Genomic DNA, 23,876 nt, shown 5'->3' on the forward strand with positions numbered 1-23,876 from the left:
CTCCCGTTCAATCTGATCTTATCAAAACCGTTATTCTCCCGTGAAACACTCAGTCGGTTCGGACAACGCACTGTCTGTACACAATCTTTGCAAAACCTATAAGAACGGCAGGGAAGCATTGAAGAACGTCTCCTTCAGCGTAAAGCAGGGGGATTTCTATGCGTTGCTCGGTCGCAACGGTGCCGGAAAGTCGACGACGATTGGAATTACCTGCTCGCTCGTCAACAAGTCTTCGGGCAAGGTCCATGTTTTCGGAACCGACATCGACAAGGATTTCCAAAGCGCCAAGTCGAACATTGGTCTGGTACCGCAGGAGATCAACTTCAGTCAGTTCGAAACACCGTGGAACATCGTGATCAACCATGCCGGTTACTACGGTGTGAAACGGTCACTCGCGCAGAAGCAGGCTGAGAAGTACCTTTCCGTACTCGGACTTTGGAGTTATCGCCATACCATCTCCCGTAAACTTTCAGGCGGTATGAAACGCAGGTTGATGATCGCAAGGGCCCTGATGCACGAGCCACGGTTGCTGATTCTCGACGAACCTACGGCTGGTATCGACTTCGAGGCAAGGCTGCTCATGTGGGACTACATGGAGAAAATCAACCGGGACGGCATCACCATAATCCTGACAACACATTACCTTGAAGAAGCCGAACGTCTGTGCAGGCACGTTGGCGTCATAGAACTGGGAGAGATCATACTCGACATCGACATGAAATCCCTCTTCAGGCACTTGCAGCAGGAAACCTATGTACTCCACATCCAGCAACCGATCAATCAGTTGCCCGACCGAATCAATGAATCGATGCGTCTGATCGACGAACGAACCATCGAGCTGGACATCCACAAAGGCAATCAGATCAATCCGATTTTCGAGAGATTGGCTCAGACCGGGATTGATGTCGTCAGCATACAGAACAAGTCAAATCGTCTTGAAACACTGTTCATAGAACTGCTCAAGACGGAAGCTGACGCCTTGCAGTGGGAACAACCGCGTGAATAGGTCTTTCAAGTACAGCAGTGTCGCGCTTCAAACGCTGACACGCAAGGAAGTCGCCCGGTTCATGAGAATCTGGACCCAGACTCTTATCCCGCCCGTCATCACCACTTGTCTTTACTTTCTGATTTTCGGCAACCTGATCGGACCAAGGATCGGCCCGATGCAAGGCCATAGCTACATTGATTTCATTGTACCGGGGCTGGTTCTGATGTCTGTGATCACCGGTGCCTACACCAACGTCGCATCGTCGTTCTTCTCCGCGAAGTTTCAACGATATATTGAGGAGATCATGGTGTCTCCCGTACCGAACTACGTCATTCTCATCGGCTATCTGGTTGGCGGGATGGTCAGGGGGATACTGGTTGGAATGATCGTATTGGCGGTATCCGCGCTGTTTGCCACCGTCGATATCGTCTCGCCGGTCATTGCGATCGTCATATTCGTATTGACCGCGCTGGTATTCTCGCTGGGTGGCATGATCAATGGAATGTTCGCCCGAAAGTTTGACGACATCTCCATCATCCCGAACTTCGTGCTCACGCCACTGATCTATCTTGGCGGCGTGTTCTATTCAGTTCAGATGCTGCCTGAATTCTGGCAGATTGTCTCGCTGGCAAATCCGATTCTGTATGTCATCAACGTTGCCCGCTTTGCTTTTCTGGGTTCCAGCGATGTCGGACTGCTGGCTTCATTTTCAGTAATCGGCACTTGCATCGTGACCCTGTTCACGCTGTGCATGATTCTGCTCAGACGCGGGTACGGCATACGAGAATGAGCTTGCAGGTCGGAATTCTGGCTGGGGAACCAGGATTCGAACCTGGATTGACGGAGTCAGAGTCCGTTGTCCTGCCGTTAGACGATTCCCCAGTAATAGAACCCCAAGTGGCTACCGGGTGAAAGAAACCGCTTATCGTTTCGAGTATTGAGGTCGCTTTCTTGCCTTGTGCAAACCGACTTTCTTTCGTTCAACTTCGCGAGCGTCCCGAGTGAGGAACCCTCCCTTCCGAAGCGCTGCTCGATTGGATTCATTGTAATCCACCAAAGCGCGTGCGATACCAAGCTGGATCGCGCCGGCCTGGCCGCTCTGACCGCCGCCCCGGACATTGACCGTAACATCTACAGAGTTCAGCATATCCAAGTGAACCAGTGGCTGGCGGATAACCATACGGGCCGTCTCGCGGCCAAAATACTGTTCAATCGGCTTCTGGTTCGCAATGATGTTTCCACTGCCTTTTTGCAGATAGACCCGGGCGGTGGAAGACTTCCTTCGACCTGTTCCGTAATAGACTTCAGATGTCTGTGTAGTAGCCATACAATGTTTCCCTATAAATTGAGGGGTTTCGGTGATTGCGCGTCATGTGGTTGGTTGGAGCCCGCATAGACTTTCAGTTTCGACATCATGGCCCTGCCAAGCGGTCCCTTGGGCATCATGCCGCGAACCGCCGTCTCGATGATTCGAGTCGGGTGCTGTTCACGCATGGTGCTGACAGGAACAGTTTTCAGCCCACCGGGGCGCCCCGAGTGACGATGATAGACTTTAGCGTTTTCCTTGTTGCCCGTCAGGACAACTTTCTCCGCGTTGATGACAACCACATAGTCACCGGTATCGACATGTGGTGTATAAATCGGTTTGTGTTTGCCGCGCAGGCGTTTGGCGATTTCTGAAGCCAGACGACCCAATACCTTGTCGGAGGCATCAACCAGAAACCATTCTCGCTCGATAGTGCTGGCTTTTGCAGAAATAGTTTTCATAATGAATCCAGATGAACTTGCGACTGCTCGCGCAGCAAGCCGCTGCGTGCGCATGTGTCCTGAGAAAGCGCAGATTATATAATAAATTTTTTGTGATAGCAGGATCGACGATTCTTGTGCGAGTATCGGTCCGACCACGATAAGGCAACACCCGAAGACTCGACGTGAACAATTTCAGCCATCTCAATGTTACGCGGGTGTATTGTACATTTTGCCTGTCGTTCTTGAAGTTCCATCGATCCCCGCCTGACAGGCTAGACTGAAGCGTGGCCGGCAAGTCAGACAAGATTTCCATCCTAAGGGACCTGCGGCTGTATCGCCGCCTCCTGAAGTACGTGATGGTCTACAAGCTGTACTTCTTCATGGGATTCGCCTTCGTGGCACTGTTCGCAGCGACCACGCCGGGCGTGGCCATGTTTATGAAACCGTTGCTCGACGGAAGTTTTGTTGACCGAAATCCCAAGTACATTTTTTGGACTCCGGTGATTCTGATCATGCTGTTCGCGGTCCGCGGAATCGCAGGTTATATGAACGGCATATGCACCAACTGGGTGGTCGGACGGGTGGTCTACGACATTCAGAGCGAGTTGGCCAATCGGCTGGTAGCGCTTCCAACGACGTTTTACGACAACAACCCTGCCGCACAGATCATCTCGCGAATCACGTCGGATGTGAATGAACTGACGCAAGCTGCGTCGAATGTACTCATCACCGTGGTGCGGGAATCACTGACCATCATTGGGCTGTTGATCTGGATTTTCATTCTTGATTGGGCATTGAGCCTGATCATCGTGATCGCAACGCCACTCATATCCCTGCTCGTGAGATTCATCGCCTCGCGCCTGCGCTACGTCCACCGCAGAACCATGCAAATGAACGCAACCTTCCTGCAACGTCTGCAGGAAGTCACCGCGAATCACCGTCTGGTCAAACTCAATCAGATGGAACAGCATGAGTCCAAAGAATTGCGCAATGTTGCCAATCAGGTACGGCGGCTCAAGTTCAAGCAGGCGATCGCCAACGAGTTCACCGTGCCCATGGCTGAATTCATTACGACAATCGTCATCGCCGGCACCGTCTACTTCAGCCTGACACGAGATCTGCATGACCCGCTCACCGTCGGTGGATTTGTTTCATTCATGGCTGCGCTCGCGCTGATCTCGACTGCGATGAAGCGACTATTGACTGTCAATGACCTGTTACAGCGCGGCCTGGCGGCATCCGAGCGTGTTTTCTTTCTGCTTGATCAGAAACCGGAAGTCGAGATCGGGCTCGGCAACCTCGACAAGGAAGACGTACAGGGTCGGACTGAATTCAGGAACATCACATTCCAATACTCTGGAATCGAGACCAAATCGCTTGACGACGTGACTTTCGAAATCAAGCCGCACGAGACGATTGCGCTGGTTGGCGCCTCGGGTGCCGGAAAAAGTACCCTCACTTCACTCATTCCCCGCATGTATGAAATCCAAAGTGGCCAGGTTCTGATCGATGGTATCGATGTCAGGGAGTACAAACTTTCAGAGATTCGCAAGAACATCGCCTTCGTCAGTCAGGACATATTCCTGTTCGATGACACGGTCGCGGCAAATATCGCCTATGGTGACATCTCCAATGCTACAGAGGAGAAAATTCGGGAGGCTGCCCGCAATGCTTACGCGCTGGAATTCATAGAAAAGCTGCCGCAGGGGTTCAATACCCTGATTGGCGAAAGAGGCGTTCGACTTTCCGGGGGACAGAAGCAACGCCTCGCCATTGCAAGAGCCTTTATCAAGGATGCGAAAATTCTGATACTTGACGAGGCCACCTCATCGCTCGATACAAAATCCGAATTCGAGGTGCGCCAGGCTCTTGGAGCATTGGGTACGGGTCGTACCGTCATCATCATTGCGCATCGACTCTCATCCATTGAGAACGTTGATCGCATCATCGTCCTCAACGAGGGCAGAGTCGTCGAAACCGGAACTCACCAGGAACTGATGAATCTTGAGGGATATTACTACCGGCTTTACACCATTTTCGACAACGACGCGCACCTGAGGTCATCGAAATGATCCGATGCGGACGAACTTTATTTTCTACGCCAATTGTTGAATCCCCTGAGCAACCGCATCGTACGTTCTGAAACCTGATTGCGTTTCCAGTTTCCGGCCGCAAACCGCGCCGACTCAGCGAGTGTCGGATAGATGTGAATGGTACCGAGAATCTTGCCAAGTCCCAACCGGTTCTGCATCGCCAACACGAACTCGTGTATCAGATCACCTGCATGTTCGCCCGCAATCGTGACACCCAGAATACGGTCTTTCCCGGGAGGTGTCAGCACCTTGACAAGTCCGCTCGCCTCACTGTCGGCAATCGCCCGTGACAGATCCTTGAAGTCGTAAACAGTCACTTCGTAATCGATGTTTTTCTCCTTCGCTTCCTGCTCATTCAGTCCGACCCGTGCGACTTCCGGTTCGGTAAATGTTGCCCAAGGTATCACTGAATAATCGATTCGGCGGCGAAAAAATGGTCGCAGCAGCGCGTTTGAGGCGGCTGACGTTGCCTGATAGGAGCCGAAATGGGTGAATTGATATGGGCCGGCCACATCGCCGATCGCGTAGATGTTCGGAATATTGGTCTCAAGAAACTCGTTGACTTCAATCGTGCCGTGGTCGCTCAGATCGATCCCCAGTTCCTCCAGTCCAAATCCCTTGACCCGGGCGCGCCGGCCGACTGCAATCAGCAGCACGTCGAACTCAATCCGAACTTCCTTGTCGGCGTGGTCACAGATCAGCGACATCGATTCGCCATGGGAATCGAACTGCTTGGCCGTGTGCTGCAGTCTGACATCAATGCCTTCGTGCCTGAACTGCGCCAGAACCATTTCAGAAAATTCCGGATCTTCCCGGGGCATGATGCGATCGAGTCTTTGAACCTGGGTGACTTCAGAACCGAGTCTGGCGAACGCCTGGGACAACTCACAGCCGATCGGTCCGCCACCCAATACCAGCAGTCGCCGGGGCAACTGTTCTATCTCCCAGATCGTATCCGACGTGTAGTATGGAATGTCATCGATTCCAGGCAACGCTGGGACAGCCGGCTCGGCACCCGAAGCGACCACAATGCTTCGGGTGGTCAGTTTCTGACCTTCCACATCCACACAATACGGGGACTCGATGTAGGCATGGCCCGAGAAACAGTCAACGCCCAGTCCCGTGTATCGTTCGACGGAATCGTGATGCTCAATCACACCAATAATTCCGCGGACTCGTTCCATCACTTCCTTGAAATCATATTCGGCACTGGCTGTGTGCACACCGAACTCCTGACTGCGCTGTACATGGGACAGGAACTTCGCGGTTCGGATAATAGCCTTGGAGGGAACACATCCGGTATTCAGGCAGTCACCGCCCATTTTTCCTTTTTCGATCAGGGCCACCTTGGCCTTGACTGCGGCGGCGATGTAAGCGGCCACAAGTCCTGCAGACCCGGCGCCAATGACAACTGTATTGAAATCGAAATCTTTCGGTTTTCTGAAATTGCCGAGTGCCTTACGGGTCTTCAGGGTGTTAATGATGAATTTTGCGATCAGAGGGAAAATGCCAAGCAATGCAAATGAAGCGATCAGGGCCGGTGAAAGAATGGACGCGACCGAATCGACCTTGGCGAGCTGGGTGCCGGCATTGACGTAGACAATCGTTCCGGGCAGCATCCCGATCTGGCTGACAACAAAATAGGTCGCCAGGCGCATCGGAGTCAGCCCCATGACCAGATTGATCACAAAAAACGGGAATAGCGGAACCATCCGCAATGTGAACAGGTAAACCGCACCGTCCTTCTCAATCCCCTTGTTGATGGTCTGTAATCGTTCGCGGTATCGGTTCTGAATCGAGTCCCTGAGAACGTGGCGCGAAATCAGAAAGGCACACGAAGCTCCGATGACAGAGGCAAAGGAGATCAGGACGGTACCCCAAACAAGTCCGAAGATTGCACCGCCGATCAGCGTGGCAATCGCTGCGCCCGGCAACGAAAGCCCGGTCACAAGGACATAGAGAACGAAAAATATAATGGCTGCCCGGACCGGGAATGAATCTCGATACGCCAGGATTTTTTCCTGTTGCTGAGCAAAATATTCCAGGTTCAGGTACTGCCCGAGATCAAACAGGAAATAAACTAAAATAAGCCCTGCGACGATTGCGAGAAGAAATACTTTTTTCATTTGGTTTAAATTTGATTGGACGGATTTCTACGGATGTTCTTTGGATTTTCCGAGCGCCTGGATTCGGCTCACTCTGTCACAGTATCGTAATTCCGGAGTGGAACTTTATCTGATCAGGCACGGACCAACCGATTATAACCGGTATCGCCGCTGGCAAGGACGTGTCGACATACCCCTGAGTCCGGAAGGCCGATCGCTCGCCGATGCAGTACGCAATTCACTTCACGCAAGGCGTGTCCACACCGATCTCGTCTTCAGTTCTCCCCTGTCGCGTGCACAGGAGACGGCGAGACTGATCGCTTCTGATTCGTCCTGTGTCGTGGTTGATGATCGGCTGATCGAAATTGATCTTGGGGAATACGATGGACGACTCGAAGACGAGGTTCAACAGGAAGTCGGCAAAAAGGAGTATGAACTTTGGCGGCGCGGGAATTTTCGCACACCTGCACCCGGTGGTGAATCGTTCGGGCAGGTTCAGAAACGTGTTGGGGAATTTCTCGGTGAGCTTCGTGCGTCGCAGACCGCCCCACAAGTGCTGATCGTCGCACATCAGGTAAGCCTGATGGCGCTGAAGTCCGTCATTTCTGGAGCCTGCAGTCAAAAGACCCTGACCGGCTACCGGCAAAGAACCGATGTCGTCGAGGTATGGGACGACTTTGGGAAATCCTGTATGTCCGCCTGGGAAGTCACCTGAATACAACACAGGGTCGCGGTTGAATCAGATATATAATTGCGTTTTGATCATTGATCTCTGCAATCATATTGTCTTCATTTTCGAATTGGAACCTGTCTCCGGCAGGACTTCATCGCTACTTTCCCTGTCAATCATTCATTTGAGGAGCTGACCGTGCGAACGAACAATCTCCCCTGGATTATCGCCATCGCGATGGCCGTACTCGCTGTCGTCAGCTGGGTCTACAATTCCAATACAAATGGTGGAGCGCCCAAGATTGGTACTGCAGTCGTTGGTCAATCCGATTCCGACGTTGAGGATCAGATTGCCGGGCTCAACAAACAGATCGACGATCTGGGCCTCGCACATCAGGGACTGATTGAGGAGAACACCGCACTGCGTACATTGAATGACAATCTGAAAGTCGAGATCAGCGAAACTTCAGGCGAAATCGCCCAGTTTATCCAGTTGCTGGATCAGGCAAACATCGAAAGCGATGAGGCCAAGTCTCAGCTGCAGGCCTTTTTGGCGAAAGTGCAGGATTCCGAAGCAATTGCCGTTGCCGCTGAAACTTCTGACACGGGTTCCGGTCAGCAATCGAGCGAGATGGCTGGTGCCACTGAAACTTCTAACACGGGTTCCAGTCAGCAATCGAGCGAGATGGCTGGTGCCACTGAAACTTCCGATACGGGTTCCAGTCAGCAGTCGAGCGAATCGCAGCAATTGGTGACGCAACTCAAACGCACCATCGCCAATCTTAAAGAGCAAGTGCAGATTCTCTCTACCGAAACTGATGACGTCAATGTAAGTACGACAGAAGCTGAAAGCACGAGCGGGCAGTCCACCGAATCGCAATCCTCTGCCGCCGATGCCGGGTCCGAGAACGCCAATGACACCACAGAAATCGACGACTTGATTGCAGAAGTGATGGTTCTGACTGCGGAATTGGAGATTGCGGGTGCGGGTGCGGATAAACTGCTCAGTGAGAATTCGCAGCTGAGTGGACAGGTACAGACCCTGACTGACGATCTTGGAACCGTCAATGAACGCAACTCCGACCTGCACACTGCAAACGAAAACTCGCTTGCGCAGATTGACGCCCTCACCGCCGATAACATGTCATTGCGGGAGAATATCCAGAGCCTGACAACGGAATTGGCCAAGAGCGGTGCAGATATCGAATATCTGAGAACTCGCTTGCGTTACGCCAGTAAGCATTTGCGACGCATACGCAGTGGGATTCGTGCGACTGAGTCCGATACCGAGGCACTTCTTTCGGGTCAACAGGCAAGGGTTGCTTCCCTGTCAGACGAACTTGAGGACACGCAATCACAGATGGACAGGCTGATTTCAGATTACTCCGCGATCACCCTGGAGTCGGATTTGGTATACGAGTCGGGTTCGACCAGGCTGAATGAGCGCGGGCTTGCAGCCTTGTCCAATATCTCACAGCAACTGCTGAATTTCCCGGGCAGGATTGTCAGCATTGAAGGGCATACAGACACCAAGCGGATCTCAGCCAGTCTCGCCCGAATTTACCCGACCAACTGGGAACTGTCGGCGGCCCGGGCGGCAGCGGCAGCCAACTACCTGATCGATCAGGGTGTTGCTGAAGAAAGTCTCCGCGTTGTCGGTTACGGTCCGTTGCGGCCAGTCGCTTCGAACGACACTGAAGACGGTCGCGCGGCAAATCGTCGAATCGAGATTCGACTCGTTCCGGAACTCTCGGACCGAAGCCAGAATTGATGGTCTGGACAGCCGACCGCTCGGTCCAGTACCCTTACGACCCGGCGGCTGCCATTCGACACTTCAGGAGTGTCGACAAGGCACTGTATGACCTGACCCGGGAGATTGGCGCCTATCGACTGGAACTGCGGTCGGATATGACGCCTTTCTCGGCACTTTTGCGGTCCATCGTGTACCAGCAGCTTTCCGGACATGCAGCTAAAGCCATTCTGGATCGAGTTCTGGCACTTTACGACTCGCGGTTTCCACAACCGAAACAGCTGATCAACACCACCTTTGACCAGTTGCGCGCCTGCGGCCTTTCGCAATCGAAGATTCGGGCCGTCTGGGATCTGGCGCAGAAGGAAGAAGCAGGGTTGTTACCGACCCCTGCAGATGTTCAGGATATGACTGACTCGGAACTGATCGATGCCTACACAACAGTACGCGGTATCGGACCGTGGACCGTACAGATGCTGCTGATCTTCAATCTGGGTCGAAGCGATGTTCTGCCCGATAACGACCTGGGTGTGCGACGCGGTTTCAAGGTCGCGTTCAGCTTGGATGACATGCCGAGCCCCGAACAGCTGAGACTGCACGGTGAACGCTGGAATCCCTACCGCAGCGTTGCCAGTTGGTATCTATGGCGCGCGGCCGACACGAAATTTCGCTCGAAAGATTGAATCAATCCTTCATCGTGTCAATCAATGCAGTCGCAAATTGACTGGTCGACACTTCGGACGCATTGCTCATCAGCCGGGCAAAATCGTAAGTGACCGTTCCGTTGGCGATGACTTTCGGATAGGCGGTGTTGATCAGCTCAGCGGCTTCCCGCCAACCGATATACTCAAGCAGCATGACACCCGAAAGCAACAGGGATGATGGGTTCACCTTGTCCTGATTCGCATACTTCGGCGCGGTTCCGTGGGTGGCCTCAAACACCGCGACATGATCGGCGATATTCGCACCAGGAGCAATTCCAATCCCACCGACTTCGGCCGCGACGGCATCCGAAAGATAGTCTCCGTTCAAGTTGGTTGTCGCAATCACATCGAACTCCGCCGGACGCAGTTGCAACAACTGGAACATGATGTCGGCGATGCGGTCCTTGATGACAATCTTGCCCTCTGGCACCTCGCCATCGAATTCATCCCAAACCTGATCTTCGGTTACCGTCTGATCAGGAAATTCATCGCGAGCCAGTTCGTAACCCCAGGAGCGAAACGCACCTTCGGTGTATTTCATGATGTTGCCCTTGTGTACCAGTGTGACGCTCTTGCGTTCACCCGCGATTGCATATTCGATCGCTTTTCTGACCAATCGCTTTGTGCGAACCTCACTGACCGGCTTGATGCCAAGTCCCGCGCCTTTTTCAAAACTGACATCCATCTCTTCTCGGAGGAATTTGGCCAGCTTCTCGTTCTCAGGTGAACCGCTGGGAAACTCGATCCCCGAATAGACGTCTTCCGTGTTCTCCCTGAATATTACGACATCCACCTCCTCAGGCTTTCGCAGCGGCGATGGAACCCCTGCAAAATACTTCACGGGACGGATGCACGCGTACAAGTCAAGTGCCTGGCGAAGTGAGACATTCAGCGAACGAAAACCACCGCCGACCGGCGTGGAAAGCGGACCCTTGATCGCGACCATCAGCTGCTGGATGGAGTCGAGCGTTTCGTCGGGAAAATAATCCCCGTCATAGATTTCTCCGGCCTTCTCACCCATGAACAGTTCGCACCAGTGAATTTGTCGGGTTCCACTGTAGGCCAGCTCAATCGCTGCATCCCACACCCGCATTGACGCCCTGGTAATATCCGGGCCGATTCCGTCACCTTCCACATACCCTATAATTGGGTTTTCGGGGACACTCAGTGCCCCGTTTTCCAATGTGATTTTCTCTCCGCTTTCTGGTATCTTGATATGACCTGTCATTTGTTCGCTTCGGTTTCGTATAAGTTCAACAGTAGCGAATAATATAGTTGATTTTATTTGGCTGAAAATGCATGATTGACTTCCATGGGGAACGGGTGAGGCTTGTGTCAGCCACAAACGCCACTGAGATCGGCAGACAATCTGTATACACTCGATCAATGCCGCGACTCATGAACGAAAACACATTCGCAACGTCAGATCTCGACCCTATGCCGACGGTCGGCTAAGCCGTGGCGCGAATGCCCGACGGCACAGACTCAAACCAATATGCAAGACTCTCATTCAGTCTCAAGATCATGATCCACCGATGAACACAAGTATTGTAGCTGCCGGACACGAACAGACAGCGAACGCTGCCGCTGAGATTCTTCGCAGCGGTGGAAATGCATTCGACGCCGCCATCAGTGCGATGTATGTCATGAGTATTGTCGAGCCGGCACTCGCGTCGTTGGGCGGTGGTGGGTTTCTGATGGCTCATAAACATGACGAAACGCCCGTTGTACACGACTTTTTTGTGCAGACACCCCGCAAACGAAAAACTCTCGAGGATCTCGACGCTCGATCGTTCCTCTGCGATTTCGGCAGTGCACAGCAGGAATTCCTGATTGGCAGCGGAACCAGTGCAGTGCCCGGTTACGTCAAGGGAATCTTTGAGATCGCGCGTCGTTATTGCACGATTCCAATGACGGAGCTGATTCAACCTGCTTTGGACGTGTTGCGCGATAACATCGTTGTCGATGATATGCAAGCATACATATTCCGGCTGCTCACTCCGATCTTTCTCAGTACCTCAGCGCAACCGATTTACGAAAGCCGGCGCAATCCCGGCAACACGATCGAGAGTGGAGAGGCGATTGAATTCCCGGATCTCTCCGACCTGCTTGAAACGCTGGCAATTGAGGGGGACGATCTATTTTACCGGGGCGAGATTGCAACCGCGATCCATGACACCGCTCAAGCCGGCGGACTGGTCGACTACGATGACCTGGCCAACTATCAAGTCGAACTTCGACATCCAATTGCCACCCAATACAGGGGGCATCGCGTTTTTCTCAATCCCGCACCCTCAAGTGGAGGAATACTGACTGCCCTTGGCTTGTCGCGGCTGCGAAGTACTAATGTCGAATCCATAGAATTCGGCGCATCACAGCACCTGGCTTCATTGCTGGACACACTTGCCGCATGTGATACTCTGCATGAAAACGCGATGAGCGGTGATGCGGAATTTGACCCTGAACTCGTCGCGATGTTCAGGCAGGTCTCAAGCTCCCACGCAAAAGCTCCGAGAGGCACAACGCACATATCAGTTATTGACCGCGATCAAAATGCGGCGGCTGTCTCAGTCAGTAATGGCGAAGGCTGCGGTACGCTCATTCCCGGAACTGCGATCATGATGAACAATATGCTGGGGGAGCATGATGTCAATCCGGCCGGTCTGACTCAATGGCCTGCTGATACCCGACTGAGTTCCATGATGGCTCCGACCGTCGCACTGTCCCAGCAGGGAGATCTGATTGCGACTGGAAGTGGGGGTTCGAACAGGATTCCCGCTGCAATCCTGCAGGTCCTGATCAATCTGATCGATTTCAACATGCCGGTTGCCGATGCAGTGCGCGCGCCTCGGCTTCACTACCACAAGCGTGAAGCCTTTTATGAGGATCTGTTTGAGTCATCTGCGGTAGACAGGGTCATTGAAAACTATCCGCAAAACACGCGATTTGACAGCCGAAATGTGTTTTTCGGTGGTGTACACACAGCCAGATATCGTCCCGGTCAACCCGAGGGGTTCGGCGACGATAGGCGAAACGGCGTTGCGATCGTAGTCTAGTGCGATACTACATTCATGATCTGATCCCGGACCCATTCAACCGGCGGGTACTGCTGTCAATCATTTCGGTCATCTCGGTCTACGGACTGAGTATCGGTTATATCTATCCCCTGATCAGCCTCAAATTGGAGGCTCGGGAGTATACACCCCTGGTGATCGGAATCATGGGCATGGTACCGTTCATTGCCTCAATCATCGCCTCACCCCTGATTCCGCTGATCATACGTGCCATCAATGTGGGTCGTCTTGTGCTGATCGCGATCTGCACCGACCTGGTGATGATCGCGATGCTGACTGCGTTCGATGATATCAATGTCTGGTTTGTCTGCAGATTCATCATGGGAGTGGCGGGGACAGTCCTGTTTGTCGTATCGGAAACCTGGATCAATGAGATTGCGGAAGATCGCACACGGGGACGGATCCTGGGACTTTACACGTTCACCTTCAGCGCAACATTGGGACTGTCGCCGTTGTTTATCGTGTTCTTGGGAGTCGACGGCAAGCTTCCATTTGTTGTCGCGTTCGCAGTCATTGCCCTGGCCCTGATCCCACTTCGGTGGACACGGGGGTCTGAGCCTGACTTTTCCGGAGGACGCGTCTCTCATGTTCTGAAATTCATCGTTCTCGCGCCGACCCTGGTCGGTGCGGTAGCCTTGATGTCCTTTGAGGAGGCGGCGATCGTCACGCTGTTGCCGGTTTACTCCATAAAAAATGGTGTATCAACTGATTGGGCGGCCATGTTCCTGACCGTCATTGCGGTCGGTTCGATGGCTGCCCAACCCCTGATCGGATCGCTCGCAGACAGGATTAACCGCTACTACCTTATATTCGCCTGTGCCGGTGTGATGCTGGTTTCGATACTATCCCTGCCTCTTGTGATCAAATCACCGGTCGTCGTCTGGCCGGTTTTACTGATCTGGGGTGGCGCCACAGCTGGCATCTATACAGTGGCATTGGCGATCATGGGCCAGCGGTTTCGCGGTGCGCAGCTGGCGGCAGGCAATGCCGCGTTCGGAGTGATGTGGGGTGTCAGTGGCGGTATCTCACCTGCGTTGGGCGGGGCGGCGATGACAGCATGGGACGAAAACGGACTGATCGTCACGATGGCGGTCGCGACCGTGGCGTTTCTGATTTTGGCATTCGTACGCCGCATTGCTGCAAGCCGCTGAATTCGACTTGCAATACGCCGGTCAGTCAGCCTTGCCGACGCTCAGCTGCGGATGTTGCTCTGGCGTGGATCGGTGCTGAACTCAAGCTCCGGTCACTGACGCGGTTCGCGTCGCGGGATTGACTCAATCAATGCGTCCAGTGAGTCAATCGGCGCCAGACATCGAAATCCGCTGCAGACATAGGCAATGGCTGACGAGTTATCGGCAGGTTTCTTCTCAGCCAGCAGTCCGGGCAGTTCACCGGCATCGTCAGGAATCGCAAACACAGTCAGATTCACAGTCCCGACCTTCGCACACGTTCTCGCCCACTGACTGATCTCATCCTGTGCGCCGCGGATGACGATAAAGGTGGATGGGTTGACCAGTTCCTCAATGGCGATGAGAGTCGCTCCAAAAGCGGAAGGCATGTGAAGGGCGGACGGCTGAACTGCGCGCAGCGCCCTGTCGGCGGCTTCGATATAACGTTGCTCTCCGGTGATGTGCCCCAATCTGATCAGTGTGAGAGCGGCGACACCATTCGAAGACGGAGTTGAATCATCGTTGGTTGGAATCGTACGGGAAATCAATCGTTCGTGATCGTCTGACGTAAAGCAGAATGCGCCGTATTCATTGTCAACGAAATGCTTCAATACCACCTCAATCAGCTCCACGGCAAATTCAAACTCTTCGGTGTTCCAGCGCGCCTGCAGCAACTCCAATATCCCATCTGCAAGAAACACATAGTCGTCAAGATATGCATTCAGGCGGGCCTGGTCGTCTTTCGCCGTGGCCAGAAGTCTGCCATCTTTCCACATGCAGCGTCGTACAAAGCCGGCTGCCTTGTGTGCTGATTCGATGAAATCCGGCCGGTCAATCATCCGACCTGCATTGGCCATCGCCTTGATCATGAGTCCATTCCAAGATGCCAGTATCTTGTCATCCAGACCGGGGGGCGTCCGCTCGGATCGCGCAGCAAACAGCTTGGCGATTGCAGCGTCGAGCAGCAATGGAACCTCAGACGGGGCAATGTCGGCACGGTCGGCGATGACGTCCAGCGAATTGGAAATACTCAGATGCCATCGGTCTTCGAAATTCGGCTCCCCGCGCAATCCGAAACGAACATCCACAGCCTTGAACTCCTCGTATGCGAGGATGTCCTTGATCTGTTCCGTCTTCCATACGTAAAACTGTCCTTCCATTCCTTTCGTATCGGCATCGAGCGAGGAATAAAAACCACCGGTTTCGGACTGCATCTCCCGAATCGCCCACAATCCGGTATGAATCACGGTTTTGTGGAAATCATCCCTGCCGGCACAAATTCCCGCGTCCACATACAACGGCATGAGCAGTGCGTTGTCATAGAGCATCTTCTCAAAGTGAGGGATCTCCCACTGCGCATCAATCGAGTAGCGATAGAATCCGCCGCCCAGATGATCGTACAGACCACCCTGCGCCATCGCTTCGAGGGTATGGGCGGTAACATCCAGAGCACGATCCAGAAAACGCGAATCGCGGGTGCTGGTCTGCCAATACATCAGCAAAATCTGTAACTGGGTGGTGTGGGGGAACTTCGGCGCCTCACCGAAGCCGCCGAATACGGGATCATACTGTGCGAAGAGGTCTCTCACCGCCGTCACCAGCATCGAGTGATCCACTGGCAAGTCGAAGTCCCCGTCTACCAGCCGTAGTCGGTTCAGTGCCTCTTTCATCCTGTCGTTATGTTCGCCAATGACGTTCTTGCGTTCCTGATATTGCTCGGCAATGTTTTTCAGCAGATCCATAAACGATGGCATCCCATAACGCGCGGTCGGCGGAAAGTATGTGCCCACAAAAACCGGAGCATGCTCATCGGGTGTGAGAAATGCAGTCAGCGGCCAACCTCCGGCCCGCTGGTTGAAAATTTGGTGGGCAGTCTGGTAAATGATGTCGAGATCCGGTCGTTCTTCCCGGTCCACCTTGATGCAGACAAAATTCTTATTCATGAACTTGGCCACTTTCTCATCCTCGAAGGATTCATGCTCCATGACATGACACCAATGGCAGGCGGAATATCCTACAGACAGCAGGATCAGCCGACCTTCCTCTCTCGCCCGGTTGATGGCCTCGTTACCCCAAGGGTACCAATCGACGGGGTTTTGGGCGTGCTGAAGCAGGTAGGGACTTGTTTCGTGGATCAGGCGATTGGCTTTGGGTTCATTACTGCTCATCGGTCGGCGGTCTGGTTGTAAGAGTCGTATCCAGAGTTTTTGACATCACCGGTTCCTACTCAGTTCGGAACTGGGATTCGAATTCAAATGTATACTAAAAATCTGAAAGTCAGTTGATTCCGAAAAAAATCCGGATCAATGGCATATTGTTGCATATTCATCGGAAAAATTCCTATGTTCTGGTTTCTGGAAATCGATCCGGTTGCGATTGACCTTGGATTCATACAGATTCGCTGGTATGGGGTTGCATACGCGGTCGGGATTCTGGCAGCCGTCATTCTGGGTAAAATCCGCGCAGGACTCCCGGGCGCACATCTGAAATCGCAAAATGTCATCGATCTTGTGCTCTTTGTCGCACTCGGCGCGATTGTTGGTGGAAGAGTCGGTTATGGACTGTTCTATCAGCCTGGCTACTACATCGGAAATCCGCTGGAAATGCTGAAAATCTGGCAAGGCGGCATGTCATTTCACGGTGGTCTGCTCGGTGCGTTTGCAGGAGGCTGGATTTTCAGTCGAAAATTTGATGTGCCGATATTGCGTGTGGCTGACTTTTCCAGCCCACTGTGTGCCATCGGACTGTTTTTCGGTCGTATCGCTAATTTCATCAACCAGGAGCTGTGGGGTCGCCCGACAGATGTCCCATGGGCAATTGTGTTCCCGGCCGACCCGGAGCGGCTTCCGAGACATCCATCGCAACTGTATGAAGCGCTGCTTGAGGGATTGGTGTTATTCGCTGTATTGTGGGTCTTTTCTGCCAAGCCCCGACCAGCGGGTGCTGTCACCGGCATTTTTCTTGCCGGGTACGGACTGTTTCGCTTTACAGTGGAGTTTTTCCGCGAGCCGGACGCGCCGCTCGGATTCATTCTCCTCGACTGGGTCACCATGGGACAGATTCTGTCACTGCCGCTTATACTTGCAGGTATCCTTCTTCTGGGGATGGCGATGAAACGATCAAGTCCCGCATCATGAACGACACGCAGAAGCAAGCGCTTGTTCGCACTCTTGATGCGCTGCAGGTTCCTTATCAATTGATTGATTGTGACCCGGAACTTGCAGACACGGCGATCTTCGTCCGGCACTACGACTACGCGCTTGAGGACTGCGCGAATACCATCCTCGTCAAGTCAAAGTCCGGTGAGCCGAAATTTGCTGCCTGCGTCGTGCTTGCGCACTGCAGACTGGATGTCAATCACACAATCAGAAAGAAACTGGGGGCACGAAAGGTTTCATTTGCCGGGCCCGCTGAGACACAGGCGATCACCGGAATGACTCTGGGTGGTGTGACCGCTGTCGGATTGCCCGACAGCCTTCCACTATGGGTTGACAGCGCGGTCATGGACCGCAAGCAGATTGTCCTGGGTGGATCGAGTCGGGACTGCAAGATCATCATCTCCCCGTCGGTGTTCAATCACACCGGCAATACGGAAATCATCACCGCACTGGCGAAGCCGATTCCCGTCGCATCAGACTGAAAGGCTTCACAGCTGCAGAAGTCTCTTATAAAAGGGGGACCAGACCGCAAACAACACGAGCAGGCTGATCAGATCGTACCAGATCATGTGACGATACCGTCGGCGTTGCGTCTCACCCTTTCCGGACATCATGATCTTGCACATCGTCGCGTCCAGCAAGTTCACAAAAAACAGCATGGGAACGATCGCCGGCGCGATCAGTGTCGGGAACATCATGAACCCAGACTTTTGGGTCCCGCCCATCGAAAAGAATGCCGACACAAACAGAATCAGCATGAGCAGGTAGAGCATGGAGCGAAGCGGACCGACGTAGACAACAAATTCCCGGATGTGTTTCATCGGTGCACCTCACGCCTTGCCTGATTGTTTTCGCATTGTGTTGCGATAATCGACTATGCGCTGAACCAACCCGGGCTCGCTCACCGAATCGATGAGATCCGCCATATCTTCGTGTCGGGTGTCATCGGCAACTACATTCAGCATTCTCCGGACATGGCTGGCGGCAACCGCATTTCCAGCCAGTCTTGCAGATTCAATGTGTTGTTCCCAGGTATCCCGGCTTGCGACATGCGTCAGAAAGCCCATCTGAATTGCCTGATCGGCATCAAACACCCGAGTGTTGACCAGCACACTCACTGTGTTGTCAGTCCCTATTCTGGATTTGAGACGTCGGGTGCCGAGCAGGATTCCGAAATTCAGTCCCGGCATGCAGAATCGACTGCCTGGCTCGGCTATTCTCACATGACAGGAACAAACGAGATCCGCTCCGGCCCCGAAGGCCATGGACTGTACCAGCGCTACTGTCAGTACGGGTGCGTGATAAAGAGCCTGCAGCATTTTCTCGACATCGACAATTCGGTCAGCGACCTCGGAGTCAATCGCCTCCTCCAGGTTCCCCAAATCAAATCCGGAGCAGAAGGAACGACCCGAACCGCGGATGACGAGTGTACGCGTTCCGTCATAGGCGGATCGGTCGATCTCGTCGATCAAGGCCTGTACGAGATCTGCATTCAGCGCGTTTGCGCGATCGGGTCGATTCAGCTGCAGAATCTTAAGGTCCGCATCGTGTTCGACAATCAACCCACTCATATTTCCAACCGGCTCCATCTTCTATAATGTCCGCACTATCATAACCGAAAATCCATCGGATATTTCGAGTGCGAAACCAACCTTGCAGGCATCCTGTTTGATGCAATCAGCCAACCCGATCCTGGTCGAAGTCACACGCGGTGAGATGATGGAAAGTTTTCATCGCGGTGCCGTCGCGGTCGTCAACACCGATGGGGAGACCATCGCGGAATACGGAGATGTGAACCGCCCGATCTATCCCCGTTCAGCCATCAAACCGCTGCAGGCAATGGTTTTGGTTGAGTCCGGCGCGCTGGAACGTTATGCACTGCGCGACGAGCACATCGCACTGGCCTGCGCCTCACACTCCGGCCAGGTCACGCACGTTGATTCAGTCAGACACTGGCTTGAGCATCTCGGATTGGATGAGACTCATCTGGAATGTGGCGTTCATGAGCCAGTTCACCGCAAGACACGCAACGAGATGATTCGGCAACAATACGAGCCAACCGCCCTGACCAACAACTGCTCGGGTAAACATGCAGGATTCATCTCGGTCGCCCTTCACTGCAACTTACCGGTCAAGGGGTATATCGCCCGCGAGCACCCGGTTCAGCAATACGTGCTTCAGACTCTTGAGGAACTGAGCGAGGAATCATTGCACGGCAGACCTGCCGGACTGGATGGCTGTGGCATTCCCGTCACCGGGATGTCCCTGCGCGGCATGGCCCTGGCGTTTGCCCGGCTGGCCGTCTCCGACTACAGCTCGGAAATTCGCCGGACTGCCGCAACACGGATTCGTTGCGCAATGGGGCGACTGCCGGAACTTGTCGGCGGTGAGAACCGCTTCTGTACTGTCGTGCCGAGAATGACAGAGAGCCGGGTACTGGTCAAAGTCGGTGCCGAGGGTGTATACGCCGGCATGACATCACAGTGCGACGGACTGGGCTTCGCACTGAAGATTGACGATGGATCAAGACGAGCGGCGGAGGTTGCAATGGGCTGGCTGATTGAGAAGTACTGCAATCTCGCACAAGCACAGAAACGACAGTTGAATCCGTGGTTCAGACCACAAGTGAAAACGGTCGCAAAAAGACATGCCGGTGTAATTCGCCCTGTATTTGAGTAACATTGGCCAATCGGAGCATTTCCACACAGGAGAAACAAATCATGTTTGAATATGAAGCCTTCAACGACCCGATTCAACGTCCCCGCTACACCGGAATCCCTACCTTCATGCGCACGCCCCATTCAGAAGACTGGGAAGATGTCGATATCGGACTGGTTGGAGTGCCATTTGATGGCGGTGTCACCAATCGGACCGGTGCCAGACATGGACCGCGGGAGATCCGAAACCAATCCAGTCTGATGCGACGCATGAATCAGTCTTCAGGTATCTGTCCTTATGACCTTTGCCGGATTGCTGATCTCGGCGATGCCTGGATCCAGAAACCGTTTCACCTTGAAGAAAGTCTCGATGAGATCGAAGACTATTTCCAGCGTATACACGATAAGGGCATCGTTCCGGTTTCTGCCGGCGGTGATCACTCTGTCACATTGCCGATTTTCCGCGCGATCGTCAAGCAGGCACCTGTCGGTATGGTACATTTCGATGCACACTGCGATACGGGAGACGACTATCTGGGATCCAAGTTTCATCATGGCGCACCGTTCCGAAGAGCAGTCGAGGAGAATCTCCTTGATCCGAAAAGAACCGTCCAGATCGGAATTCGCGGTTCGCTCAATGACCTGGATGTCTGGAAGTTCAGCCACGACACCGGCATGCGCGTCGTCTATATGGAAGAATTCGCACAACGCGGGTGGCAATCGATAATTGAAGAGGCACGCGATATTGTCGGGGATGGCCCGACTTACATCAGTTTCGATGTGGATGGACTTGATCCGGTCTACGCGCCGGGCACGGGAACACCTGAAGTGGGTGGGCTGACCACATTGGAAGCGCAGATGATGATCCGGGCACTTGAGGGACTCAACCTGATCGGCGGGGACGTTGTCGAAGTTGCGCCGCCTTTTGATCCGTCAGGCAACACCGCACTTGTCGGTGCAACCATGATGTTTGAGATCTTATGTGTCGTTGCTGAATCCGTAGGACGGAGCATGAGCGGAAACTGAGGTTGTGGTCTGTACGTGCGACTTGCTCATGAAAGTCCTGACCGCGTCAACCAGCCTGATTGCCGCGTCGCGATCGACATCAAGATGCGTGACCAGACGCATGGGCTCGCCGGGAGTGACGATAATGTCACAGCCGCGAAGAAATTCGGCCAGTTCCTGTACCCGGCCATCGCGGATTGTGACGAAGACCATATTGGTCTGCATCGGGTGGAAGATCACGTCAATTCCATCAACTTCGGAAAGTTGCTGCGCGATCCACCTCGCGTTGTCGTGATCATCCCGCAATCGCTCAACGTGGTTTTCTACCGCATACAGGGCAGCTGCTGCGATCACACCCCCTTGACGCAGACCTCCTCCGACAAGCTTGCGCCATCGTCGTGCCGCCCGAATTGTTTCCCGATCACCACACAGTATCGAGCCGACCGGTGCGCCGAGACCCTTTGAGAAACAGCACGAAACCGAATCAAATCTGCCCGTGATCCTGTCGACCTCTACGTCGTGAAAAATCGCGGCATTGAAGACCCGCGCACCGTCCAGGTGGAAAGCGAGTCGGGTCGATTGGACAAACTGTTGTGCAGCATCAAGATACGCCATCGATAACGCCCGGCCTGCCTGGGTATTCTCAAGACAGAACAGTCGTGTATTGGCAAAGTGATCGTCATCGGGCTTGATTGCGCGACGCGCCAGTTCCAGATCGATCGATCCGTCCTCGGCAAAGTCGAGCGGTTGCGGCTGAATACTTCCCAGCACAGCACCGCCGCCGCCTTCATATTTGTAGGTATGAGCCAACTGCCCGACAATGTATTCGTCTCCGCGGGAGCAATGCGCCATCAGTGCAAGCAGATTCCCTTGTGTTCCGCTGGTGACGAACACCCCGGCTTCCATGCCAAACCTCTCCGCCATGGTCTCCTCCAGCCGGTTGATCGTCGAGTCCTCGCCGTAAACATCATCGCCCACCTCTGCGCGGTACATTGCCTTGCGCATTGCTTCAGTCGGTTTGGTGACGGTGTCGCTGCGAAAATCGATACTCATACCGAAGTCCTCATGGTCAGAAGTTGGCGGATGCCGACGGTTGCGGCGAAAATTTTTGATTCCAGCGGAATTTTAACAGCAACTGACGCGGTTCCCAGGGCGATTTTATTATCTGAGTAAGTCAATGAGAATTGTTGATTATTACTGATTTGTCGGGAAATTTACCGCATCCCACCGCCGGCGCTCGGCGAAATCCGCCGTCGGACGCACCTCAACCCGCATAAGCTCAATGCCCGCATGCTCAGGCTGAGGTGGGTTGTCCGGCAAAACAAGGTTCATGAGCCTTATTTCGCCAGAACGACAAACGAATGTCCAGTCCCGAGTGAACTTTTTTACACGAATTCTCCCAGAACGCAACTCACACGGAGATAATGGGCTCAATCAGATAAACGAATAGCCCTGCCGATTAGGGGGGGGGGGAAAGTGACTGACGCCAATCATGATCGTGTAGAATAAGATATCTATCGCGGACCCACAAGTCTTAGGTGCTAAATGATGAGGGTTTGCTTTTATTGCGATTCCGAGTTTCGGAGTTCAAATTGGAATTTCTTCCCGATTCAGCTTTGTAATTACATGTCCGTTATCAAGTCTCACTATTGTCGGAGGTGAAGATGTTGTTCAAAGGCCAAATACAAAAAAGACTAAGACGAGAACATATCAAAATAAGCAAGCAAAACCTTATGTGCACGGAACATTTGTTAAGACTGCATGACATCAATTCAAAATTAGGTTTCGGTACTGATGGTGCCTCATCCGAAATGGCAAGAGATTCCTTGGAACACAACAAAACCATGGCCATAGAAGACATCGCAATATTGAAATCACAAAAACACCTGCCGTCCGATATATTTGACAGAGTTCTAAAAGTGAACAGATTTAACCGCTTAGGATATACCGAATTTTTGAAAGGACAAAAAGCTGCGAGGAAGGCTGGATTTTCATCAATGGAAACACTTCTTCCTTTCGACAAGAAATTTGAACCTGAAGAAGGCTGGAAAAAGTATATGGAAGAATTCGAGGGGAATGTTGATTTTATATAGGAGTTCACGCGTGGGATGCAACCGCAATCGCTAATATGATTTTGCATCGGCGAAATAGCACGAGTCAAATTTTTTGGGTTAAACTTATTGATTGTTTGATTCATCAATTGCAGTTTCTTCGTTGTTGGCGTCTCCACCATGGCGAAGTTGTTAGCGATCATCCAATCAAGTAATGAAATCTTGATTCAAACAGTGGGGAATTTGTGATGGACATTCTCTTTTGGGTAGTTTGCGGAGTTGTACTTTTCTTTCTGAGTTTGTTCCTTTTGCAGTTTACTATTGGAACTATTGTTTCCCCTAAAGTCACTGGTCGTTTTTATCTTCGGAAAAAATTGAAAAAAGCTGGGATTTCACCAACAACTCTAGGAGATGATTGTGTGTAAAGCCTATTTCTGCATGCATATGGACTGGCAAATGCTACCGTTATTTTCCCGGAGTTGTTTGGCGAAAAGCCAAAAACAAATTTGAGGTTAGAAGTAGTAAAGTTTGTTGACATTACTGTTCGTGAGCTATTGTCATCAGGGGCGACTGGTAGATGCCCAGAAATCGCAGAAATAATGATGAATCACGGCCATGAATTTGTTGTTGATTCAAAAAACATGGCAGGTGTCACTTCCGACGACAAACTTTACAAAAGTTCCGATGAATACTTTACAAAAGTT

22 protein-coding genes and 1 tRNA gene are annotated in these 23,876 nt (G+C 52.8%); 14 read left to right on the plus strand and 9 right to left on the minus strand.

The features are described 5' to 3' along the window. The first annotated feature begins 40 nt into the window (after positions 1-40). Positions 41-1,006: an ABC transporter ATP-binding protein gene (locus tag OXI60_01685; protein ID MDE0308531.1), complete on the plus strand. Its 966-nt coding sequence runs from the start codon at positions 41-43 to the stop codon at positions 1,004-1,006. Continuing rightward, entirely contained in the window at positions 999-1,778 is a 780-nt protein-coding gene (locus tag OXI60_01690; GenBank protein MDE0308532.1) for an ABC transporter permease, read from the plus strand. Before OXI60_01685 ends, OXI60_01690 begins: the two co-directional genes overlap by 8 nt. Before the next feature lie 18 nt (positions 1,779-1,796). On the opposite strand, the gene OXI60_01695 is transcribed toward OXI60_01690, so the two are convergent. The 3 genes from OXI60_01695 to rplM form a co-directional block, all read right to left on the minus strand. Beyond that, a tRNA-Gln gene (locus OXI60_01695) sits at positions 1,797-1,870 on the minus strand. A gap of 40 nt (positions 1,871-1,910) precedes the next feature. Next, a complete protein-coding gene (gene rpsI / locus OXI60_01700; GenBank protein MDE0308533.1) occupies positions 1,911-2,315 on the minus strand; it encodes a 30S ribosomal protein S9 in 405 nt (134 codons plus the stop codon). Between the two features lie 11 nt (positions 2,316-2,326). Next, on the minus strand, positions 2,327-2,755 hold the full coding sequence (gene rplM / locus OXI60_01705; GenBank protein ID MDE0308534.1) for a 50S ribosomal protein L13: 429 nt from the start codon (positions 2,753-2,755) through the stop codon (positions 2,327-2,329). 266 nt (positions 2,756-3,021) lie between these two features. Here rplM and msbA point away from each other — a divergent pair, with 266 nt between their 5' ends. Continuing rightward, a complete protein-coding gene (msbA, locus tag OXI60_01710; GenBank protein ID MDE0308535.1) occupies positions 3,022-4,809 on the plus strand; it encodes a lipid A export permease/ATP-binding protein MsbA in 1,788 nt (595 codons plus the stop codon). A gap of 17 nt (positions 4,810-4,826) precedes the next feature. Here msbA and OXI60_01715 read toward each other — a convergent pair whose 3' ends face one another. Further along, on the minus strand, positions 4,827-6,956 hold the full coding sequence (locus tag OXI60_01715; protein ID MDE0308536.1) for an FAD-dependent oxidoreductase: 2,130 nt from the start codon (positions 6,954-6,956) through the stop codon (positions 4,827-4,829). A gap of 97 nt (positions 6,957-7,053) precedes the next feature. Between OXI60_01715 and OXI60_01720 the strand changes: the two genes are divergently transcribed. The 3 genes from OXI60_01720 (at position 7,054) to OXI60_01730 (ending at position 10,037) form a co-directional block, all read left to right on the plus strand. Next, complete coding sequence (locus OXI60_01720) at positions 7,054-7,650, plus strand: histidine phosphatase family protein (GenBank protein ID MDE0308537.1); 597 nt, start codon at positions 7,054-7,056, stop codon at positions 7,648-7,650. Positions 7,651-7,803: 153 nt separating this feature from the next. Next, the gene (locus OXI60_01725; protein ID MDE0308538.1) at positions 7,804-9,375 is read left to right on the plus strand and encodes an OmpA family protein; all 1,572 of its coding nucleotides are present in this window, start codon (positions 7,804-7,806) and stop codon (positions 9,373-9,375) included. Further along, positions 9,375-10,037 carry a hypothetical protein gene (locus tag OXI60_01730; protein ID MDE0308539.1) on the plus strand — a complete coding sequence of 221 codons (663 nt, stop codon included), beginning with the start codon at positions 9,375-9,377 and terminating at the stop codon, positions 10,035-10,037. The genes OXI60_01725 and OXI60_01730 overlap by 1 nt, the downstream gene beginning before the upstream one ends. Before the next feature lies 1 nt (position 10,038). Here OXI60_01730 and icd read toward each other — a convergent pair whose 3' ends face one another. Continuing rightward, positions 10,039-11,286 carry an isocitrate dehydrogenase (NADP(+)) gene (gene icd / locus OXI60_01735; protein MDE0308540.1) on the minus strand — a complete coding sequence of 416 codons (1,248 nt, stop codon included), beginning with the start codon at positions 11,284-11,286 and terminating at the stop codon, positions 10,039-10,041. A 307-nt stretch (positions 11,287-11,593) separates the two neighbouring features. Between icd and OXI60_01740 the strand changes: the two genes are divergently transcribed. Together OXI60_01740 and OXI60_01745 are read left to right on the plus strand one after the other, a co-directional pair. After that, a complete protein-coding gene (locus tag OXI60_01740; protein ID MDE0308541.1) occupies positions 11,594-13,114 on the plus strand; it encodes a gamma-glutamyltransferase in 1,521 nt (506 codons plus the stop codon). Beyond that, positions 13,114-14,283 (plus strand): MFS transporter, encoded by a 1,170-nt coding sequence (locus OXI60_01745; protein ID MDE0308542.1) that lies wholly within the window; start codon positions 13,114-13,116, stop codon positions 14,281-14,283. The genes OXI60_01740 and OXI60_01745 overlap by 1 nt, the downstream gene beginning before the upstream one ends. A gap of 92 nt (positions 14,284-14,375) precedes the next feature. Here OXI60_01745 and OXI60_01750 read toward each other — a convergent pair whose 3' ends face one another. Then, positions 14,376-16,469 carry a thioredoxin domain-containing protein gene (locus tag OXI60_01750; GenBank protein MDE0308543.1) on the minus strand — a complete coding sequence of 698 codons (2,094 nt, stop codon included), beginning with the start codon at positions 16,467-16,469 and terminating at the stop codon, positions 14,376-14,378. A 174-nt stretch (positions 16,470-16,643) separates the two neighbouring features. Between OXI60_01750 and lgt the strand changes: the two genes are divergently transcribed. After that, entirely contained in the window at positions 16,644-17,438 is a 795-nt protein-coding gene (gene lgt, locus OXI60_01755; protein ID MDE0308544.1) for a prolipoprotein diacylglyceryl transferase, read from the plus strand. Continuing rightward, positions 17,435-17,941, plus strand: coding sequence for a hypothetical protein (locus OXI60_01760; GenBank protein ID MDE0308545.1), 507 nt, complete (start codon positions 17,435-17,437; stop codon positions 17,939-17,941). The genes lgt and OXI60_01760 overlap by 4 nt, the downstream gene beginning before the upstream one ends. A 6-nt stretch (positions 17,942-17,947) precedes the next feature. Here OXI60_01760 and OXI60_01765 read toward each other — a convergent pair whose 3' ends face one another. Both OXI60_01765 and OXI60_01770 read right to left on the minus strand, forming a co-directional pair. Beyond that, positions 17,948-18,280, minus strand: coding sequence for a hypothetical protein (locus OXI60_01765; protein MDE0308546.1), 333 nt, complete (start codon positions 18,278-18,280; stop codon positions 17,948-17,950). Between the two features lie 9 nt (positions 18,281-18,289). Beyond that, positions 18,290-19,030 (minus strand): enoyl-CoA hydratase/isomerase family protein, encoded by a 741-nt coding sequence (locus OXI60_01770; GenBank protein MDE0308547.1) that lies wholly within the window; start codon positions 19,028-19,030, stop codon positions 18,290-18,292. Positions 19,031-19,130: 100 nt separating this feature from the next. Between OXI60_01770 and OXI60_01775 the strand changes: the two genes are divergently transcribed. Both OXI60_01775 and speB read left to right on the plus strand, forming a co-directional pair. After that, positions 19,131-20,138: an asparaginase gene (locus OXI60_01775; protein MDE0308548.1), complete on the plus strand. Its 1,008-nt coding sequence runs from the start codon at positions 19,131-19,133 to the stop codon at positions 20,136-20,138. A gap of 41 nt (positions 20,139-20,179) precedes the next feature. Next, on the plus strand, positions 20,180-21,142 hold the full coding sequence (gene speB, locus OXI60_01780; GenBank protein ID MDE0308549.1) for an agmatinase: 963 nt from the start codon (positions 20,180-20,182) through the stop codon (positions 21,140-21,142). Here speB and ltaE read toward each other — a convergent pair. Next, positions 21,095-22,174, minus strand: coding sequence for a low-specificity L-threonine aldolase (ltaE, locus tag OXI60_01785; protein MDE0308550.1), 1,080 nt, complete (start codon positions 22,172-22,174; stop codon positions 21,095-21,097). The genes speB and ltaE overlap by 48 nt on opposite strands. Before the next feature lie 611 nt (positions 22,175-22,785). Between ltaE and OXI60_01790 the strand changes: the two genes are divergently transcribed. Together OXI60_01790 and OXI60_01795 are read left to right on the plus strand one after the other, a co-directional pair. Continuing rightward, positions 22,786-23,214 carry a hypothetical protein gene (locus tag OXI60_01790; GenBank protein ID MDE0308551.1) on the plus strand — a complete coding sequence of 143 codons (429 nt, stop codon included), beginning with the start codon at positions 22,786-22,788 and terminating at the stop codon, positions 23,212-23,214. 464 nt (positions 23,215-23,678) lie between these two features. Continuing rightward, on the plus strand, positions 23,679-23,876 hold a 198-nt coding region (locus OXI60_01795; GenBank protein ID MDE0308552.1), incomplete at its 3' end, for a hypothetical protein.

It is taken from the genome of Acidiferrobacterales bacterium, assembly GCA_028820695.1.
Taxonomy (GTDB): Bacteria; Pseudomonadota; Gammaproteobacteria; order Arenicellales; family JAJDZL01; genus JAJDZL01.

Coding starts and splice junctions, on each gene's coding strand:
- rpsI (MDE0308533.1), bottom strand. CDS start 2,315: ATGGCTACTACACAGACATCTGAAGTCTATTACGGAACAGGTCGAAGG.
- rplM (MDE0308534.1), bottom strand. CDS start 2,755: ATGAAAACTATTTCTGCAAAAGCCAGCACTATCGAGCGAGAATGGTTT.
- OXI60_01715 (MDE0308536.1), bottom strand. CDS start 6,956: ATGAAAAAAGTATTTCTTCTCGCAATCGTCGCAGGGCTTATTTTAGTT.
- OXI60_01730 (MDE0308539.1), top strand. CDS start 9,375: ATGGTCTGGACAGCCGACCGCTCGGTCCAGTACCCTTACGACCCGGCG.
- icd (MDE0308540.1), bottom strand. CDS start 11,286: ATGACAGGTCATATCAAGATACCAGAAAGCGGAGAGAAAATCACATTG.
- OXI60_01740 (MDE0308541.1), top strand. CDS start 11,594: ATGAACACAAGTATTGTAGCTGCCGGACACGAACAGACAGCGAACGCT.
- OXI60_01750 (MDE0308543.1), bottom strand. CDS start 16,469: ATGAGCAGTAATGAACCCAAAGCCAATCGCCTGATCCACGAAACAAGT.
- lgt (MDE0308544.1), top strand. CDS start 16,644: ATGTTCTGGTTTCTGGAAATCGATCCGGTTGCGATTGACCTTGGATTC.
- OXI60_01760 (MDE0308545.1), top strand. CDS start 17,435: ATGAACGACACGCAGAAGCAAGCGCTTGTTCGCACTCTTGATGCGCTG.
- OXI60_01765 (MDE0308546.1), bottom strand. CDS start 18,280: ATGAAACACATCCGGGAATTTGTTGTCTACGTCGGTCCGCTTCGCTCC.
- OXI60_01770 (MDE0308547.1), bottom strand. CDS start 19,030: ATGAGTGGGTTGATTGTCGAACACGATGCGGACCTTAAGATTCTGCAG.
- OXI60_01775 (MDE0308548.1), top strand. CDS start 19,131: ATGCAATCAGCCAACCCGATCCTGGTCGAAGTCACACGCGGTGAGATG.
- speB (MDE0308549.1), top strand. CDS start 20,180: ATGTTTGAATATGAAGCCTTCAACGACCCGATTCAACGTCCCCGCTAC.
- ltaE (MDE0308550.1), bottom strand. CDS start 22,174: ATGAGTATCGATTTTCGCAGCGACACCGTCACCAAACCGACTGAAGCA.
- OXI60_01790 (MDE0308551.1), top strand. CDS start 22,786: ATGTTGTTCAAAGGCCAAATACAAAAAAGACTAAGACGAGAACATATC.